Below are 21,535 nucleotides of genomic sequence, written 5' to 3' on the forward strand. Positions count from 1 at the left end.
ATATTATTTTCTTACCGCGATGGCTTCAATTTCCAACCCGACATCTTTTGGTAAACGTGCCACTTCCACACAAGAGCGGGCTGGAAAAGTCGGATGATTATTCTCTTTAAAGAAACGCTCATATTCCGCATTCACCACAGCAAAATCATTTAAATCTTTCACGAATACGGTGGTTTTTACAATATCCGCTACACTTAAACCGGCTTGTTCTATGATAGCTTTTACATTTTCTAACGATTGACGGGCTTGTGCCACAATATCAGTCGGCACTTCGCCCGTTGCCGGATTCACCGGAATTTGGCCTGAAGTCAAAACCAAATTTCCTAAATCGACCGCTTGAACATAAGGGCCGATTGCGGCAGGGGCTTGCTCGGTATGAATAATTTTTGTCATAGTCAGTTCTCCTTTTCTTATCTTTCATAGAGAAAAATGCAGTAAAAATTAACCGCACTTTTTATTAATCAATTTCTTTCAACACATCATCAGAAAGTTCTTTCTGTGAACTTTCTTTTACGTTTCCGTCATTGACTTTAAATTCCAAATTTTGGAAATAAGCTTCACGGAAAGTTACATAAGGATCTTGCGCTTGATTTAACAATTCCGCGTTATCTAAATTCTTCGCACGGGAGTCCAGCACTTGAACGCCATATTTAACCAGTGAAAAAGGACCGTCCACCACCCATTCCCAAAACGGATACATATAGGCAGCATCTACAATTGCACCGGTTAATTGACGCGGGGTTGTCGCATTATAAAGCGGCAGAACCATATAGGCACCGGCATCAACCCCATAACTCCCTAATGTTTCACCAAATCCGCGTTGTTCATAGACTTGTAATTCTTTGCTCGCACTGGCGAAATCAAATAAACCGCCGATACCGAATACGGTATTAATCCAAAAACGATTAAAATGCACAAAGGCTTTTTTAGGTTCGCCCTCAATCATACGGTTTACAAAACTCACCGGCTCATCCAAATTATTCGCGACATTAGTAAGCCCTTTTGTTAGTGGCTTAGGCAAATAATCACGCCAACCTTTTGCCGCCGGTTCCAACACATAGCGATCCACGACGTTGTAGTTAAAATCCCACATGGTACGGTTAAACCCTTCCATTGGATCATTACGCTCTCCATTTGGCTTGGTTGCACAGCCGGTTAATACCATCGCCCCCAAAAGAGCGGTCAATATTAGTTGTTTTTTCATAACATATCCTTTAAGCAAAAACCTCATTCCTAAGATAATGTAGAGCAAGCCTATGCTTATAAACTATACGCTTTAATATACGGCAACTTACCTTTTTTCAACATATCTTGAATACCACTTTGGTGATCATTCGTGCCTAAACCGCGTAATTCAAAGGTCACACCGATACTGTTATCATACAGCACTTCATCTTGCCCTTGATTTTGGCGGCTGGTAACATGACGTCTAGCCCCGACACCTACAGCCCAACAACAACTGTTATACTGCACACCAAGATACTGTTCTACCGGTTTTTTCAAGGCTAAGTCCTGATAATATTTTCCGACCACCGCCCAATTATCCGTCACTTCCCAAGCCACAACCAAGCCTAACTGTTTAATATCTTGATTATAGGCATTGGCGGATCGCCCTAAGTTTTGGTCGATATAAGCTTGGCTCGCATAACGATAATTTAACTGAATTAAATTATTTCTTTCCGGATTATATTCAATACTGGTATTGACTAATGAGGTTTTCTTCAACTGGGTATCATATTGATAGCTACCATGCCAGTTCCAGTTATCATTGAGTTTCCAATTTGACTCTAACGCCCAAGAGGAAGAAGAACGTTGCGTACTATTTGCCGGATTGCTGTCAATTCGGGAATCGGTTAAGTGATAAGTTTGTCCGGCAGAGAAATTAAAACGTTCTGTTGAATGTCTGTCATAAAAACGGGTGGTTCCCCCCAACGTCACTTGGTTAGCCGAAGCAATACGGTCTAACCCGCTATAACGGCGATCACGGAATAAAGAATAGTAATCTTGTTGAACCAACGAGGAATCATAACCATACCCCAAATAATCATTGGTACGGCTTGAGCCGATATTGCTTTGATTGCGATACGGGCGATATAAATACTGCACGCGCGGTTCAAAGGTTTGCGTATAATCTTTTAAAAATGTGGTATCCCGTGCTAAAACGGTCTGTAAATCCACTTTAATTTGTGGAATAACCCGATTTACCCGACTTTCCACCTCTTCCGCACCGGCTCCTTTTCCTTTTTTCTGTTGGTAATGGGTGGCATAAAGTTTGGTTTCAATATTCAAGCTACCGTATTTATTCGACATTGCCGTGGCTAAACTAGGCTCAAGATGAAAACGCCAAGCCGTTGGCATAAGGCTACTATCATTATCAAAACGTACTGCTTGTGAGAATAACTTAAAGTCTAACCAACCATTCGCTAAATCATTTTTATAATAGTTAAAATCAATTTGCGGCATGGCACGATAAGGCCCGATATCCACCTCATCAAAGATTTGGAATTGGCGTGCAGAAATAGCGAAATTGTAATTTGGCTGGTAATAAGCAATACGTGCATATTGGTTGGCATAACCATCCGTGCTACTGCCATAGTCAGACGTAAAATCCGTGAAATAGCGTTTATCACTTACTCGCGTATAATCAATATTCAAACGCCAATTTTGAAGGAAAGAGGAACTGTGATTCCAATAAAAAAGATGGCGTTTCCGATTCTCGCCATAGTATTCATCATAGCGATCACGTGCCAAATATTCACCGGCAACTTTACCCTCACCAACCGGTGTTAAATAGCGAAACTCACCGTTTAATTGCCAACCGCGGTGCGACATATATTTCGGGATAATGGTCGCATCATAATTCGGTGCGATATTCCAATAAATCGGTTGGGAATACCAATACCCATCACGGCTCGAACTTCCCGCACTTGGGATTAATAAACCGGAACGACGACGATCACCGATAGGGAGTTGCAAATATGGCGTATAAAATACCGGTACGCCAAGTACCTTAAAGCGTGCGTGCCACATTTCCGCATACTCTTCTTTAATATACTGACGAATCTCCGAGGCATCCACCGCCCACGCATTATCATTCGGTAAACAGGACGTAAAAGTGGCATTTTTCATCACACGGGTATTATTACGCAATTCAATTTCTTGCGCTTTTCCCCGACCTTGACGCCCGACTAGCTGATAATCGGCTTCCGTCACATTACCGTCTTTCGACTCTAAATTAAAATCCGCATTTTGCCCCAACATATTGATTTGATCGTCTTTATAATCAAATCCGCCACGCACATAAGCGAAACGTTGCAATGCCTTGCCTTCACCGGTTTGTTTCACTTCTACGGAATCGGCAATCAGATGACGGTTTCCCTGCTTGAGATCCGCATTTCCTTTATAAATTGCGCTTGTCGGCTGATTAATTTCCGCATCATCCGCCTCAATATAGACAGGCAAATCATTTGGATTCCCTGACACTACCTCACCGGAAAACGTTGGCACGCCTAGCAAACATTGCGAACGTAAATCCGCTAAAGCCGTTTGGCTATAAAGTGCGGTCAAAATAGAAAGCGAAATTAAAGTATATTTTTTATTCATAATTTAATTCTTTTTATCGATAAAATCCGAGCGATTATACTGGAAGATCATTTACAACGACAATCATTTATATGGTCATTGACTAATCCCATTGATTGCATAAAAGCATAACAAGTGGTTTCACCTACAAATACAAAACCGCGTTTTTTCAATGCCTTTGACATCGCTTTGGATATATCGGTTCTAGTCGGTATAACGGATAAATCCGGCACATCATTCACAATCGGTTTGTGATTGACGAACGACCAAATAAAATCACTAAAATTTTCACCGCACTTTTCCATCGCCAAATAAGCATTGGCATTTTTAACAATGGCTTCCAATTTAGCACGATGGCGAATCAGCCCCGTATTTTGCATACAAGCATCAATATCAAGTGCGGTCATTTTTGCCACTTTTTCGGGATCAAATTGATGAAATGCCGCCCGATACGCCTCACGTTTTTTTAACACCGTAATCCACGACAAGCCCGCTTGTTGCCCTTCTAAACAAATTTTCTCGAATAATTTTTGGCTATCAAATTCCGGCTTACCCCATTCGTTATCGTGATAAGCAATGTAAATCGGCAAATCGCCCGCCCACGAACATCTTGTCATAGGATCTCCTTTTTGAGTTCGCTATAAACCTTCGCAAAATTCGGCATCTCGCCCCGCCATAAATGAAATGAATGTGCCGCTTGCGCCACCAGCATTCCAAATCCGTCGTTCACATTCACCAAGCCTAAACTTTTACAAAAAGTAATAAATGGCGTATCTGATCCTTTGGCGTATTGCATATCATAAAAGGCGTGTCCCAATTTAATCATATCCGCCGAGACAGGCGCGGTAGTTCCACTTAACCCTGCAGACGTTGCGTTAATAATCAGATCATAAGGTTGAACAGGAATAGTCTCCATCGCCACCGCTTGAATCTCGCCGTAAGGCTGAAATTTTTCTGCCAAGGCTTGCGCTTTTGCTAAAGTGCGGTTGGCTAGCACGATATGTTGTCGGGCTTGCAATAAGGGCAATAATACGCCTTGAGTTGCGCCACCGGCGCCTAAAATCAAAGTACGCTGATTCGGTTTAATCCAATTTAAACGTTCCAAATCCGTCACTAAACCAATGCCGTCCGTATTATCAGCATAAAGCCGACCGTCCGCTAATTTTTTTAGCGTATTACAAGCCTGCGCAAGTCTCGCCCGCTCGCTGTGTTCATCGGCAAGTTGATAGGCTCGGGCTTTAAAAGGTGCGGTTACATTACAGCCTTTTGCCCCCTGAGAGAAAAATGTGGCAAGTTGTTGCTCAAAGGTATCAAGATCGCCTAATTTTGCCTCATAGCTCATCGCTTGTTGGGTTTCTGTCGCAAATTTGCCTTGAATCAACGGCGATAAACTTTGTGAAATGGGATTGCCCCACACCGCATAGTAATCCATATCTTATCCTTGTCTAAACAATTGGTTAGTCATCAAATCACAAATCTCAGAAGGATTTTTCGCTTTGCCTACTGCTAAATCTAAGACAGGAAAATCCTCGCCAAATTGCGACCGCACCTCCTCCCCTGTCCGACAGGGAGGCGCACCGGTTAAATTTGCACTCGTTGAAATCAATGCAAAACCTGTTGCCTCGCATAACGCTTTTACCGCCGGATGATCACTTAAACGCACCGCAATTGTGTTAAATTTTCCGGTAAGTAAGGGGGAAACATCCGATTTTGCCGGCACAACCCAAGTGATCGGGCGATCATAACGGGCAGTCAGCCTCGCCATTTGTGTTTCTGTCACCCCTGCAAGATCAATAAAGGGCTGTAAAAATATCAAACTCGGTGCAATCAAAATTAATCCTTTTTCCATAGGACGTTGTTTTAAATCGAGTAATTTTTTGACCGCACTTTCACTGAACGGGTTACACCCCAACCCAAATACGGCTTCTGTGGGATAGGCGACAACTTGATCTTGTAATAAACGGGCGACAATTTGTTGTAAAGTCATTTGGAAATCTCAAAAATATGGCGGCAAGTTTTATTCGCACATTGCATTTGTTGCCCTTTTTCATTTTCACTTTTTAATAAAGCAAGGGGAAAACCGCATTGCGGGCAAGGCATTTCATAGGGCTTAGCCGGCAAAGAAAATTTGCAGTGAGGAAAATCATTACAGCCATAAAATGTTTTCCCCTGTCGCCCGCGACGGGCAACCAAATGCCCCTTTTGACATTGCGGGCAAGCGATTTTTTCTGCCGTTTTTTGTTCTTCGTGTACGACAAAATCACATTGCGGATAATCACTACAACCGATAAACATACCGAACGCCCCTTGTTTCAACTGTAACGGATTAGCGCATTGCGGACAAGCCTCATCCAGTTCTTTCAATACTTTATGTTCCATACGTTGTAGAGGGCGTAAATAATCACATTTCGGATAGCCGCTGCAACCAAGAAATAGCCCTTTTTTGCCCTGTTTAATCTGTAAAATCGAACCGCACTTCGGGCAGTATTCTTGTTGTTTTGTATGATGAAAAAGGGATTCGGTCATAATCACTCCGCATTCGATACGATATCTTCCAATGTCTCTTGCGCCTCCATCCAATCCTTCTCCACAGTTTCTAAGGCTTTTTTGGTCTCCACCTGTTGTGCTAAAAGTGCGGTCAATTTTTCTTTATTTTCTACCTGATAAAGTGCGGAATCCGCCAGGCTGTGTTCAATTTCCGCTAGCTGTTCGGTCAAGGTATTCATTTTGTCTTCTAACTGCGTGATTTTTTTCCGAAGCGGCGCGGTTTGTTGGCGCAATTCGGCTTCTCGACGTTTTTGTTCTTTGCGACTTTGATTGGAATGAGCAGTTTCTGTCGCTGTATTTTCTTCTACTGATCTTGTAGAAGATTGGCTATTTTGTTCCATCAACCATTTTTGATAATCCTCTAAATCGCCTTTAAAGGGTTCGACTTGTTTATCATGGACTAAGTAAAATTCTTCCACCGTATTGCGTAATAAGTGGCGGTCGTGCGATACCACGACCAACGATCCCTCATAATCCACCAACGCTTCCGTTAAGGCCTGCCGCATATCAAGATCCAAATGGTTGGTCGGTTCATCCAATAACAGTAAATTCGGGCGTTGCCACACAATCAATGCTAAAACCAACCGCGCTTTTTCGCCACCGGAAAAAGAGGAAACGGGCTGATTGACTTTATCACCCTGAAAAGCAAAACTACCGAGGTAATCCCGCAGTTGTTGCTCTGTCTGCTCCGGTGCAAGTTTTTGCATATGCCACAAAGCGGACTCTTCCGCGCGGAGAGTATCAAGCTGATGTTGGGCGAAGTAGCCCAATTTAACCCCTTTCGCGAGCTGTACCATACCGGAAAGTGCGGTTAGCTCTTGTGCCAAAAGTTTAATCAAGGTGGATTTTCCCGCCCCATTCTTACCCAGCAATCCAATGCGCGAACCCGGCACAAGATTGAGTTTAATTTTACGCAGAATTTCAACCGCACTTTCCCCTTTACCGTAACCGGCACTGGCTTGTTCAAGCATCACCAACGGATTGGGCAACGAAACGGGAGGACGAAAAGTAAATGTAAAAGGATTATCCGCATAAGCCGGCGCAATTAACTCCATTCTCTGCAAGGCTTTCACACGGCTTTGCGCTTGTTTTGCTTTCGTAGCTTTGGCTTTAAAGCGATCAATATAGCTTTGCAGATGGGCAATTTTTTGTTGCTGCTGGCGATACATTGCCGCTTGTTGGGCGAGTTTAGTGGCTCGTTGAACTTCAAAAGAAGAATAATCCCCGGTATATTCGTTTAGCTTTTGATGTTCTATATGCAAAATTTTATTTACAATAGGATCAAGAAAATCACGGTCGTGAGAAATCAATACTAACGTTCCTTGATAGTTCACCAACCAGCGTTCAAGCCAAATAACCGCATCTAAGTCTAAGTGGTTAGTGGGTTCATCAAGCAATAATAAATCTGACGGACAAAGCAACGCCTGTGCCAAATTCAATCTCATTCGCCAACCGCCGGAGAAAGATTTTACACGATGCGTGGTCTCAGCTTGTGTAAAACCCAATCCGTGCAGCAGTGTTTCTGCGCGGGATTGAATTGTCCAAGCATTAATCGCATCCAGCCTGTCATGAATATGTGCAATGGCGTTGCCATCATTGCGCGCATTCGCTTGAGCAAGTTCTGCCTGTAAACGGCAATATTCACGATCCCCTTGAATCACATAATCTAAGGCAGAAATTTCCAATGCTGGTGTTTCCTGATTCACCCATGATACCGCCCAATTAGCGGGGTAAGTGACCTCTCCGCCTTCCGCCTGAAGTTCTTTTTTCAATAAGGCAAATAGGGAAGATTTACCACAACCGTTTTTTCCCACTAAGCCGACTTTTTGTTTTGGATTAATGGTTGCGCTGGCATGTTCAAGTAATTCCGTTTGCCCGCGTTTTAAGGAAATATTACTAAATACAATCATTTTTTCTAAGGTATGTCTCTAATTTTGGCTATTTTGCAACATTGTGAGAAAAACACAAAATTTGTTTTGATTTTTTCATTTTACAAAAAGGGAAATATGCCTGCTTTGAGGAAAATGACAAGTGATACTGAATGGGATACAGCCCCAAATCAAGGCAATAAAAAATCTGCACCTTAATCTGTCGGTTTTACCAACATTTAGGTGCAGATTAAATTAATGATGTTTTATTAAGTTAAGAAACTTAATAACTTCACCGAGTAGAGATTACCACTGGTAACCTACCCCTACGCCACCGGAATAGTGACCTGCAGAGTTAGCCGTACCGGTTAATTTCAAGATAACCTTACCGTTATCGCTGGCTCTTGAGTAACCCAAGGCAACCGCTGATGCACCGCTATATCCGCCTGCGGCTGCGGCAACCATTGATTTACCCGGCAACATTACCTGTGGTAATGACGCAGCGGCTGCGGCATTTGCACCAATTCCACGAACGCGTTTATCTAACTTATCAACACGGTTATTGACGTTATAGACATCTCCACGAACCTGATCTAACTGGGCTTTATTCACAGCATCTGTCGGTTTCACACCCGGTGCAACATTGCTAATGACTTTGTTACCGGCATTGATACCGCTCGTTGTTACGCTTGGTCCGCCCTTAATAGTTAAACCATCATTATTAACCGTGGTATTACCGATATTCACGCTACCGTTATCCCCTAAAGTGATATTTTCAGCTAATTTCACTGTTAGGTTACCGCCTTCGTTAACAACACCAATGTTCTTATCGGTTAATTTACCGTTTGCACCACCCGTGATGTTTAACGTCTCGTTCAATTTCTTAGCAATTTCTTTACCGTCATCGCCTTTGAACTTCAAGCCGTCATTTAAGGTTGCGACTTCTTCGGTTTGACCATTTGGTTTTTCGTAAACAATACGGGTTTTGCTTTCGCCGTTTTTACCGTCATTTCCGTCCAGACCTTTTGCTCCGTCTTTCACAGAAATATTAGCGGATACGCCGTCTTTACCGTCTGAACCTTTCGGGCCGGTTAAGCCGATTGAGCCGTCTTTACCGTTGATCACAATAGATGATCCGTCTTTGCCGTTTACACCGATTGAACCATCAACACCGTCTTTACCCGGCTGACCGTTTTGACCCGGTTCGCCTTTTTCACCGATAACTAAGTTATTACCCGTTGAAATTTCGTAACCGTTGTCGATCTGTTTCACAACAATATTGTTACCTTGGTTGAGATTAAAGGTATCGTTATTGTTGATCCGTTTATCCGTCGCCGTATCTTGACCATTGGTCGCAAGATTAAAGCCACTGTTTGCAATCGCCGTATGGAGCTGACCACCATTGATCGCTTGTTTGCTGTTCGGGCTAATATCCCCATCTGCTACATTGTTCACCACTTTATTACCGGCATTAATACCGTTTTGGGTGATGGATGGGCCGTCTTTGATGGTGAGGCCATCGTTGCCGACTGTGATGTTACCCATTGTCAAGTTGCCGTCTTTCAAGGTCGTTCCGCCAATGGTGACACTACCGTCTTTAGTCAGGTTCAGATCTTTATTGAGGCTGACTGCAAAGTCTTTACCACCCGAAGCGTTAGTACCGTTTGCAACCACTTTCACGTTTGTATCACCTGTGCTGACACTTTCTTCTTTCGCGATCTGTTTTTTCATTTCATCGGAAAGATCGATGTCATAGGTCGTCGTGAAGTTTGCTTCATCACGATTCGCTGTCACTTTCACGCTATCGGAACCTTTAACCACAGATTTTTCTGCATTCACAGTATAAATGGTTTGATTGTTAGCTCCTGTGCTACTCGTCACATTCACGTTCTTACCAGCCGTGACTTCCGTTTTCGCCGCAGCCATACTTCTATTTAGCTGAGAAAGATTAACTGCATCCGTCGGATCCACGCCGTCCGCAACTTTGGTGATGCGTTTATTCCCTGCATCGATACCGTCAATGGTAACACTTGGTCCACCGGCAATAGTTAGCCCTTTATCATTAAGGGTGGTGTTGCCGATAGTCACGCTACCGTCTTTGGTGAGGTTCAGATCTTTGCTCAATTTAACAGATAAGTTGCCGTTTTCATTGGTTACACCGATATTATTGTTGGTCAGTTTGGTTGTATCCGTTACACCACCAGTAATATTCAGGGTTTCACCCAATTTCTTCGCAATTTCTTTACCATTGTCGCCTTTGAACTTCAAGCCATCGTCTTTGGTTGCGATTTCACGAGTCGTGGTTGAACCGTCAGCATTGGTCGTGTTGTAAACCAAACGCTCAATGCCTTTACCGCCTTTATCATCGGTATCTAAGGTACCGGTACCGTTAGCAACAGTGATATTGACTGATGCACCATCTTTGCCGTCAGCACCTCTCGGGCCGGTTAAGCCGATTGAACCGTCTTTACCGTTTAAGACCACAGACGCACCATCTTTACCGTTTACGCCAATCTTACCGTCCACACCGTCTTTGCCGTCTTTACCAACCGTGATGTTATTTGAGGTTGCAATTTCATAACCATCGTTGATTTGCTTAATCACAATGTTATTACCCGCATTGAGGTTGAACGTTTCGTTATTGGTTAAACGTTTACCTTCTTCGCTCAAGTCGTCAGCCGTCTCGACCACACCGTTAGAACCCGCTACTTTTGCAGATTTCAGTGCAAATCCGACCGCACTTAAGGTGGTGTTGGTGATATCTTTGGTCGCATTTTTCAAATCGCCCACATTCACGGCATTCTTCAACGCATCACCCGTGATGTTATTCAAAACGTCATTGAAAGTGTCGTTACCTGAAATCAAGGTACCGTTTGGTAATACGCCACTATCCACATTGGTAATTAATACCGGTGCGGTAGCATTGCCGCCGATAAATTTCACCGTGTTACTCGGTACGTTGGTTAATGCACCATTGCTATCTACATAACTGTTTGTAGTGTTAAAGGTAATGTTGGTTGTACCTGTTGCATTGTCATAAACTGCATTAACCGATACACCTGTACCGTTATTAAAGTTCACTGTATTACCGTGCGTTACAAAATCAACCGCTTGACCGTTGTTTTGTAAGTTCCAACCGGCATTCAAGACATCGCCAACCGTCGCTGCGTTATTAGTGATGTTTTGGTATTTATTACCTGATGTATCCGGATTAGACTTGGTGTCATTTGTTACATTTCCTAAGTTACCTTTTACATTAGTAATAGTTGTATTACCTGCGTTGAAACCATCTTTGTTAATAGTCACATTGCCAATTGTTACGCTACCGTTTTCGGTTAGGTTCAGATCTTTCGATAATTTCACTTCCAACGTACCATTGTTGTTATTCACACCAATGTTACCGTCTGTCAGCTTATCTTTATCCGCTCCACCTGTGATGCTTAACGTTTCATTGAGTTTCTTCGCAATTTCCTTGCCGTCGTCGCCTTTAAATTTCAAGCCATCGTTCAAGGTTGCAACGGTTTCTTTATCGCCGTTTGGTTTAACGTATTCAATACGAGTTTTGCTTTCACCGTTTTTGCCGTCATTACCATCAAGACCTTTTGCACCGTCTTTCACAGAAATATTAGCGGATACGCCGTCTTTACCGTCTGCACCTTTCGGACCGGTTAAGCCGATTGAGCCATCTTTGCCGTTAAGCACCACAGATGCACCGTCTTTACCGTTCACGCCGATTGAACCGTCCACACCGTCTTTACCATCTTTACCTGCCGCACCCACAGTGATGTTATTGGCAGTTGCAATTTCATACCCGTTTGCAATTTGCTTGATCACAAGGTTGTTACCGGCATCTAGCGTGAAGGTTTCGTTATTCGCTAAACGTTTATCTTCATCAGACAGACCGTCTGCACTGGCTTGACCGTTTGTACCAGCTACTGATTTAGTGGTAAGGTTAAAGCCGCTATTGGTGATCGCAGTGTAGAGCTGACCGCCGTTAATTGCGTCTTTACTGTTGTTGCTGACATCACCGTCTGAAACATTGGTAATTTTCTTATCACCCGCATCAATACCGCTTGTGGTGACATTTGGCCCGCCAACTAGGGTGAAGCCGTTGTCATTCAAGGTGGTATTGCCAATGGTTAAGCTACCGTCTTTGGTTAAGTTAAGATCTTTTGCTAATTTAATGACTAAACTGCCCGCTTGATTCACCACACCGAGGTTATTATCGGTCAGTTTATTGCTGTCCGTTAATCCGCCGGTGATATTCAAGGTTTCGCCCAGTTTCTTCGCAATCTCGTCACCGTTATCGCCTTTGAATTTCAAGCCGTCATCTTTGGTCGCAATTTCACGGGTCGTGGTTGAACCATCGGTATTGGTGGTGTTGTACACCAAACGGGTAATGCCTTCTTTGCCTTTACCGGTTTCATCTAATGTGCCAGTACCATTCACCACAGTGAGGTTCGCGGAAGCGCCGTCTTTACCATCTTTGCCTTTCGGACCGGTTAAGCCGATTGAACCGTCTTTGCCGTTAAGCACCACAGAGGCACCGTCTTTACCGTTCACACCGATTGTGCCGTCCACGCCGTCCTTGCCGTCTTTACCTACTGTGATGTTGGTAAAGGTGACATTTTCTGCCGTAGCAACTTCATAGCCGTTTTCAATCTGTTTAATGCGAACATTATTGCCGGCATCTAAGGTGAAGGTCTCGTTATTAGTGAGACGTTTGTCTGCCTCGGATAACCCGTCTTTCTCGCTGGATTGACCGTTAGTATTCGCTACCGCTTTCGATGTCAGCGCAAATCCGACCGCACTTAACGTGCTATTGGTAATGTCTTTGGTCGCGTTTTTCAAATCGCCCGCATTCACGGCATTATTCAACGCATCACCAGAAAGATTGTTTAACACATCATTAAAGGTTTGACCTGTCGGTATAGTGGCATTATTTGGCAATACGCCGCTATCCACGTTGGTAATCGCAACCGGTGCTGATGCATTGGCGCCGATAAATTTCACTTTATTGGTTGGCTCAGCAGTCGCATTGCCGTTATCGTCCACATAGCTGTTGGTGGAGTTAAAGGTAATGTCGGTGGTGCCCGTTGTGCTGTTGTAGGTTGTACCCACTTTCACACCTTGACCGTTTTTGAAATTCACCGTATTACCATGAGTAACAAAGTCCACCGCTTGGCCGTTATTCTGTAAATTCCAGCCTGCATTTAACACATCACCCACTGTCGCTGCGTTGTTTGTCACATTCGCATACTTATTACCCGTACTATCCGGATTAGAGGTGGTGTTATTCGCCACAGGATCTAAATTGCTGGTGACGTTAGTAATGGTGGTATTACCGGCATTGAACCCGTCTTTGTTGAGGGTCACATTGCCGATCGCCACACTACCGTTCTCGGTTAAGTTCAGATCTTTGGCTAATTTCACGGTGAGGTTGCCGTCTTTGTTGATCACCCCAATATTATTGTCGGTCAGTTTCGCTTCATCGTTGACCCCGCCGATAATATTTAAGGTTTCGCCCAGTTTCTTCGCAATCTCGTTACCATTGTCGCCTTTGAACTTCAAGCCGTCATCTTTAGTTGCAATTTCACGGGTGGTAGTTGTGCCATCGGTATTCGTCGTGTTGTACACTAAACGGGTAATACCCTCTTTGCCTTTACCAGTTTCATCTAACGTACCAGAACCGTCTTTCACCGTGAAGTTCGCTGATGCACCGTCTTTACCGTTGATACCGATTGTGCCATCTTTACCGTTTAAGGCAATACCTGCACCATTTTTACCATCCGCACCTTTCGGACCGGTTAAGCCGATAGAACCGTCCTTACCGTTAATGACCACCGCAGAACCGTCTTTGCCGTTTACGCCGATTGTGCCGTCCACGCCATCTTGACCGTTTTTACCGGCTGCACCTACGGTAATATTGTTAGAAGTTGCAATCGTTACTTTCTTACCGCTTTGAGTGATATTGATATTATCACCTGCTTCAATGGTCACGGTTTCACCCATTGCCACTTTTTCAGTGGTATTGCCGCTGACTTTACCCGTACCAGATTGTGCAGTAGTCAAGTTCCAACCTTTCGCCACTTCATTGCTGATATTAGTTACATTTTGGTTAGTCGCATACAACTGGCTGCCGTTTACCGCATCTTTACTGTCTGCTGAAAGTGTTCCTGCTGTTACATTGGTGATTTTCTTATCACCAGCATTGATACCGTCGCCCATTACGCTCGGACCGTTAGCGATAGTTAAGCCGTCTTTGGTGAGATTCACATTTCCAACTTTCACGCTACCGTTTTCGGTTAAGTTCAGGTCTTTGGCGAGTTTCACGCTTAAATTGCCGTCTTTGTTGATGACACCGAGGTTGTTATCCGTCAATTTCGCTTCATCGTTGACGCCACCGGTAATGTTTAGGGTTTCGCCGAGTTTCTTCGCAATTTCTTCACCCTTATCACCTTTGAATTTCAAGCCGTCATCTTTGGTTGCAATTTCACGCGTTTTGGTTGTTCCGTCCGGATTGGTGGTGTTGTACACCAAACGCTCAATGCCTTTACCACCTTTATCGTCGGTATCTAAGGTACCTGTTCCGTTAGCAACAGTAATATTAGCCGACGCATTTTTGCCGTCCGCACCTTTTGGACCGGTTAAGCCGATTGAACCGTCTTTACCGTTGATCACAACAGATGAACCGTCTTTACCGTTCACGCCGATAGAACCGTCCACACCATCTTTACCGTCTTTACCTGCCTGACCAACTGTAATGTTATTTGATGTAGCAATCTCATAACCATTCGCAATTTGTTTAATAACAATATTGTTACCCGCATCTAATGTGAAGGTTTCATTGTTAGTCAACTGCTTGTCATTATCAGATAAATTGTCCGCTACCGTAGCATTACCATTAGTATCAGCGACTGATTTTGTTGCAAGATTGAATTTAACACCGCTTAACGCTGTGTTGGTAATATCTTTAGTTGCATTTTGTAAGTCGCCTACATTGACAGCATTCTTCAAGGCATCACCGGAGATATTATTTAACACATCATTAAAGGTTTTATCTACCGGAATAGTTGCGCCGTTTGGTAATACGCCGCTATCTACATTAGTAATTAATACCGGTGTAGAAGCATTGCCGCCGATAAATTTCACTGTGTTACTCGGTACGCTAGTAAGTGTGCCATTACTATCAACATAACTATTTGTAGTGTTAAAGGTAATGTTGGTTGTACCTGTTGCATTGTCATAAACTGCGTTAACCGATACACCTGTACCATTATTAAAGTTCACCGTATTACCGTGTGTTACAAAATCAACCGCTTGACCGTTGTTTTGTAAGTTCCAACCGGCATTCAAGACATCGCCTACCGTCGCGGCATTATTTTTCTTATCCTCATAATTTGTGGTATTCGGATTAGAGGTGGTTGTATTCGTAACATTATCTAAATTACCTTTTACATTGGTAATGGTTGTATTGCCGGCATTGAAACCATCTTTATTGATCGTTAAATCACCGATTGTTACGCTACCGTTTTCGGTCAGATTCAAGTCTTTCGCCAATTTAACGGTTAAATTACCGTCTTTGCTGATAACGCCGATATTATTATCGGTTAAGACATCTTTATTCGCACCACCGGTAATGTTTAGGGTAGAACCTAATTTCTTCGCAATTTCATCACCGCTGTCGCCTTGGAACTTCAAGCCGTCATCTTTGGTTGCGATTTCACGGGTAGTGATTGAGCCGTCCGTGTTAGTGGTGTTGTAAACTAAACGGTTAATGCCATTACCACCGTGAGTTGCGTTATCTAAAGTACCGCTACCGTTTGCAACAGTGAAGTTCGCTGATGCGCCGTCTTTACCGTTGATGCCAATTGTGCCGTCTTTACCATTGAGCACAACAGATGAACCATCTTTACCGTTCACACCGATCGTGCCATCTTTACCGTCTTTGCCGACAGTAACATTGGTAAAGCTTACATTTTCCGCCGTGGCAATTTCATAACCATTATCAACTTGTTTAACCAGAATATTGGTGCTTTGATTTAGGTTAAAGGTTTCATTGTTATTGATACGTTTGTCTTTGGCCTGTGTTGCATCACCATTAGTTGCAAGCTCGAAGCCTGAATTTGCAATCGCCGTATAGAGCTGACCGCCGTTAACAGCCTCTTTACTGTCTTGGGCAACTTCACCATCCGCAACATTGGTAATTTTCTTATTACCGGCATTAATACCATCAATAGTCACATTTGGCCCACCATTAATAGTTAAGCCATTATCATTGACTGTGGTATTGCCGATTGTAACGCTACCGTCTTTAGTCAAATTTAAGGTGTTATTGAGATTGACTTTTACTTTACCATCTTCAATTGTCGTATTAAGATTGCTGTTGCCGCCAACCACTTCAATTACATCACCTAATTGGTGGGTTACATTATTACCGTCTTGTGCTTTTAAGCCGAAACCTTTGCGCGCTTTGTCAATCGCATCAGTTGCGTTAGCATCTAAACCAACAGTGATATTGCTTCCATTTACAGCCGTAGTGGTATAGTTACTACCGACAATATCAAAACGTCCGCCGTTGGTAACATTAATTCCCGTAGCTGTATTATTTTGATCCGCGCCAACCGTAAAGTTTTGAATTGCATTATCAATTTTATCTTTCGCTGTTTTGCTTAAATCAAAGCCAATCTCACCATTTTTAGCAGTCGTATTAATATAATCCGAACCTTTGAAAGTGATTTCATCACTTAATTTATTCGTTCCGTTACCTGTATCAGCTTTATATTTTAAGCTCACATCTCCGGTAAGTTTGCTCATATTGACAGACAAGTCATAATTTTTTGGTTGCGTTCCATTTGGCGTTACCATTACGCTACCATCTGTTGAAGTAACAGTTGTACGACCATCGTCCACATATTTTTTGGTTGTCGCATCATTATCTGCAATCGGCGTACCGACATTAGTAATGTTATTACCACCAAAATCGACTTTACCACCGTTTCGAACCGTTAAATTTCCGGTATCCACAGAACTAAAGTTAGGTGTTAATGAAGTGGCAATAGTTACTTTCTTAGCAGCTTGAGTAATATTGATGTTATCACCCGCTTCAATAGTAACTGTTTCACCCATGGCAACTTTTTCAGTTGTATTATTAGAAACATTACCTGTGCCTGATTTAGATGTGGTGAGATTCCAACCTTTCGCTACTTCATTGCTGATATTAGTTACATTTTGGTTAGTTGCATACAACTGGCTACCATTTACCGCATCTTTGCTGTTTTCCGCAATATCGCCGTCTTGAACGTTGGTAATTTTCTTGCTACCCGCATCAATACCTGCTTTAGTAATATTCGGTCCGCCGTTAATGGTTAAGCCATCTTTAGTCAGATTAACATCACCAATTTTTACATTACCGGCATCGGTCAAATTGAGGCTGTTATTTAAGTTAATCTTAACTTTACCGTCAGCCACTGTAGTATTTAGGTTGCTGTTACCGCCTTCAATCTCGATCGCTTCACCTAATTGTTTGGTAACATTGCTACCATCTTGTGCTTTTAAACCAAAGCCTTTGTGTGCTTTTTCAATCGCTGAAGTCGCATTTTGATTTAGTGCAACCGTGATATTTTTACCGCTCACATTGGTTTCGATGTAGTTGCCGTCTTTGCCGACAATATCAAAACGTCCGCCGTTCGTAATATTTAACCCTGTTGCTTGGTTATTTTTATCAGCTCCTACGGTAAAGTTTTGAATTGCATTATTGATTTTATTTTTAGCAGTATCACTTAAATCAAAGGCAATTTGTCCGTTTGAGGCATTGGTCGTAACATAATCAGAACCTTTAAACTTCACGGTTTCACTTAATTTGTTTTCACCGCTAGAGTTATTGTCGCCGGAGTATTTAAATTTCACATCTTCAGCAACTTTAGTCATATTCACGGACAAATCGTAATTTTTCGGATTTGTGCCTGTGCCGTTTACTGTTACGCTACCGTCCGTGGAATTCACTGTCGTACGACCATCATCCACATATTTTTTGGTTGTCGCATCATTATCTGCTACCGGCGCACCAACATTAGTAATGTTATTACCACCAAAATCGACTTTACCACCGTTTCGAACCGTTAAATTTCCGGTGTCCACAGAAGTAAAGTTAGGCATTAATGAAGTGGCAATAGTTACTTTCTTAGCGGCTTGAGTAATATTAATATTGTCACCCGCTTCAATGGTAACTGTTTCACCCATGGCAACTTTTTCAGTTGTATTATTAGAAACATTACCTGTGCCTAATTTAGATGTGGTGAGATTCCAACCTTTCGCTACTTCATTGCTGATATTAGTTACATTTTGGTTAGTTGCATAAAGCTGGCTACCGTTTACTGCATCTTTGCTGGTATTAGAAATTTCACCTTCAGACACATTAGTAATCTTCTTATTACCCGCATCAATACCGCCTTTAACGACTTTAGGGCCATCATTAATGGTTAAACCTGTGCTGTTTAACGTTGTATCGCCTAACTTAACGCTACCTGCATTTGTTAAATCAAGAGTATTGTTTAGAGTGACAGAATAATTTTTACCGCCGGTATCATTTGTTGTATTTTGAGTAACAATTAAATTAGAAGTGGTTGAATTAACACTTTCTTCTTTTTTAAGCTGATTTTTTGCCTCATCAGAAAGATCAACCGAGTAATTTGTTACATTATTTGCAGCAACTGTCTCCGTTACTTTTACTTTGTCAGACCCGTTTGTTACTGTAGATTTATCGGCATTTACCGTATAAATAGTCTGATTATTAGCCCCTTTGGTTTCAGTAACATTAACGTTATTACCCGCTTTCACTTCTGTTTTTGAAGCTGCCGCTGATGCATTTAATTGACTTAAGTTCACCGCATCAGTACCGTTTGTACCATTGCCAACATTGGTCAAGGTATTACCGCCGAAATCAACTTTTCCGCCGCCTCTAACCATCAAACTTCCAGTATCCACAGAAGTAAAGTTAGGGGTTAACGAGGTAGCAATACTGATTGTGCTGTTATTTTGAGTGATATTGATATTATTACCGGCATCAAAGGTAACTGTATCACCCATTTTAATATTTTTTAATGAATTGCCGGATACATTACCCGTACCGGATTTAGAAGTGTTTACGTTCCAACCTTTCGCTACTTCAGTACTAAGGTTAGTTACGTTTAAGTTAGTGGCATAAAGTTGGCTACCGTTTACGGCATCTTTGCTATTCGCATCTATCGTACCGTTAGATACATTAGTAACTTTTTTATTGCCCGCATCAATACCGCTTTTAACGACTTTAGGGCCACCGTTAATTGTTAAGCCAGTGCTGTTTAGTGTTGTATCGCCAATAGTTACACTACCGCTATCAGTTAAATTCAAATTATTGTTTAAGTTGATTTTAACCTTGCCACTATCTACAAGCGTATTAATGTTTGAATTATTGCCTTCAATATCAATAGTATTGCCAACTTTCTTGCTGACATTACCGCTTTGAGTATTTAAGCCAAAGGTCGCATTATTGCTTAAATCAAAGGAAACTGTACCGTTTTCAGCTTTGGTCGTCACTAAGCTAGAACCTTTGAAATGAAGTTCTTCACTCAGTTTATTTGTACCGTTTCCGGTATCGCCTTTATACTTGATATTTTGCGGAATCTTGCTGACATTTACGGACAAATCATAGGTTTTATTGTTGTTCCCATTCGTTTCTTTAATCGTTACAGAACCGTCATTGGAAGTAACTTTTGTACGGCCGTCATCAACATATTTTTTATTAGTAGCATCGGTATTATTGGTTGGCGCACCAATATTCGCTAAAACATTACCACCAAAATTCACATTGCCGTTTGGTCGAACCGTTAAATTACCGGTATTGACACTACTAAAGTTAGGTGTAGAAGAGGTCGCAATAGTAACTTTTTTACCTGCTTGAGTAATGTTGATATTATCGCCTGCATCAATAGTTACGTTCTCACCCATTGCAACTTTTGATAATGTCGTATTAGTCACATTACCTGTACCGGATTTAGAGGTCGTGATATTCCAACCTTTTGCAACTTCATTTTTTAGATTGGTTACATTATTACTTACATTCGTAACATTTTGATTAGTTGCATGAAGCTGACTACCGTTTACCGCATCTTTGCTATTCGCACCAATTGTACCGTCAGACACGTTAGTAAGTTTTTTATTACCCGCATTAATTCCGGTAGTAGTTACACTTGGGCCATTATTAATGGTTAAACCTGTGCTGTTCAGATTAGTATTGCCAAGTTTTACATTTCCGTTATTACCCAAATCCAAACTATTATTTAAGTTGACCTGAATTTTCCCGTTAGCAACAGTAGTATTAATATTACTATTGCCGCCAATAACATCGACATACTCACCTAACTTTTTATTAACCGTTTGATTATCTTGTGCTTTTAAGCCAAAACCTTTGGCAATATCCCCAGCATTCTTGGTGATATTCTGAGCATTTTTAGTAATATTTTGTGCATTATTGGTAATATTCTGCGTATTTTTGCTCACATTATCAATGGCATTTTTAGAGTCTTGCGATAAATCTACTTTGATACTGGTGCCATCAACTGCTGTAGTAAGATAGCTTTCGTTACCGCTAACAATGTCAAAGCGTTTTTGATCTTTAGTGACATTAATACCCGTAGCATTATGATTTTTATCAGCACCTACCACAAAATCGGTCAAGCCACTACTTACATTATCTAAAGCCCTCACTACGGCATAAAGTTGCGAACCATTGATCGCATCGGTAGAATTGCTCGCAACGCGACCGGCTGCTACATTTTGAATTTGGCGATACTGATATACCCAATTGGAACTACCACTACTCGTTCCACCTTGGCCAAATAAAGAGCCTGAACCAATGGATAATACGGATGTATTTTGTTTATCAGTCGTTGGTTGTCCTGCATAAGTATAGGTATTACCTCCTATCGTTATGCTTTTCGTTTCATTACCGGTATTTAGAGGTCCAGATACAGAATATGCGCCCAATGAAACACTACCAGCTGGCGCTTTGTCTACACTTCTAACAGCTGCAGAACGTCCTAACGCAACAGCTTCAATAGTGTTACCAATGTATGCAGCGCCACCAATAGCGATAGAACCTCTTGCATCAAATCTGTTTGCGCTAGCAGGATCACTAACAGCACCGCTCCCAACTACACGAGCTCTGGTTGTACGAGATTCATAGCCACCTTGGATACCACCTAACACCCCTGATTCACTAATCGCGATCGTACCGTAAGGCGCAGTTCCACCCTCAACAGCCGCCATAGATAAGCTAGCAGATCCAACTGCTAATAACGCTACAGCTATCTTGGATAAACTAAAAGATATCTTCTCTTTTGCTGATTTGCTCCCAACTACATCCGAAAATAATGAACTTGATTTACTATACCCTTTCGCTAACTCAGATACAGCCACCCAAGCGCTAATTGATTGGTTCCAAATTACTTTAAATATTTTATTCATGTGATTTCCTTTTCATCAATGTCATCCAAATC

General features: G+C 42.2%; 9 protein-coding genes. All 9 read right to left on the reverse strand.

What is annotated here, in order from left to right; genetic code table 11:
• Positions 1-3: 3 nt before the first annotated feature.
• The 9 genes from FEE42_RS07880 to FEE42_RS07920 all read right to left on the reverse strand — a co-directional run bounded on the left by FEE42_RS07880 (position 4) and on the right by FEE42_RS07920 (position 21,503).
• Positions 4-393 (reverse strand): RidA family protein, encoded by a 390-nt coding sequence (locus FEE42_RS07880; RefSeq protein ID WP_135969388.1) that lies wholly within the window; start codon positions 391-393, stop codon positions 4-6.
• Between the two features lie 64 nt (positions 394-457).
• Positions 458-1,204 (reverse strand): MlaA family lipoprotein, encoded by a 747-nt coding sequence (locus tag FEE42_RS07885; protein WP_164028087.1) that lies wholly within the window; start codon positions 1,202-1,204, stop codon positions 458-460.
• Between the two features lie 56 nt (positions 1,205-1,260).
• The gene (gene lptD / locus FEE42_RS07890; RefSeq protein ID WP_164028089.1) at positions 1,261-3,603 is read right to left on the reverse strand and encodes an LPS assembly protein LptD; all 2,343 of its coding nucleotides are present in this window, start codon (positions 3,601-3,603) and stop codon (positions 1,261-1,263) included.
• Positions 3,604-3,650: 47 nt separating this feature from the next.
• A complete protein-coding gene (locus FEE42_RS07895; protein ID WP_077494305.1) occupies positions 3,651-4,199 on the reverse strand; it encodes a DNA-3-methyladenine glycosylase I in 549 nt (182 codons plus the stop codon).
• Entirely contained in the window at positions 4,196-5,014 is an 819-nt protein-coding gene (aroE, locus tag FEE42_RS07900; protein ID WP_135969391.1) for a shikimate dehydrogenase, read from the reverse strand. Before aroE ends, FEE42_RS07895 begins: the two co-directional genes overlap by 4 nt.
• A gap of 3 nt (positions 5,015-5,017) precedes the next feature.
• Complete coding sequence (gene tsaC / locus FEE42_RS07905) at positions 5,018-5,569, reverse strand: L-threonylcarbamoyladenylate synthase type 1 TsaC (protein ID WP_135969392.1); 552 nt, start codon at positions 5,567-5,569, stop codon at positions 5,018-5,020.
• Positions 5,566-6,108 (reverse strand): DNA topoisomerase family protein, encoded by a 543-nt coding sequence (locus FEE42_RS07910; protein ID WP_164028091.1) that lies wholly within the window; start codon positions 6,106-6,108, stop codon positions 5,566-5,568. The genes tsaC and FEE42_RS07910 overlap by 4 nt, the downstream gene beginning before the upstream one ends.
• A gap of 2 nt (positions 6,109-6,110) precedes the next feature.
• Positions 6,111-8,039: an ABC transporter ATP-binding protein gene (locus tag FEE42_RS07915; protein WP_135969394.1), complete on the reverse strand. Its 1,929-nt coding sequence runs from the start codon at positions 8,037-8,039 to the stop codon at positions 6,111-6,113.
• A gap of 264 nt (positions 8,040-8,303) precedes the next feature.
• Positions 8,304-21,503 carry a YadA-like family protein gene (locus FEE42_RS07920; protein ID WP_164028093.1) on the reverse strand — a complete coding sequence of 4,400 codons (13,200 nt, stop codon included), beginning with the start codon at positions 21,501-21,503 and terminating at the stop codon, positions 8,304-8,306.
• Between the last annotated feature and the right edge of the window lie 32 nt (positions 21,504-21,535).

This window comes from Rodentibacter caecimuris (assembly GCF_010587025.1).
GTDB classification, from domain to species: Bacteria; Pseudomonadota; Gammaproteobacteria; order Enterobacterales; family Pasteurellaceae; genus Rodentibacter; species Rodentibacter caecimuris.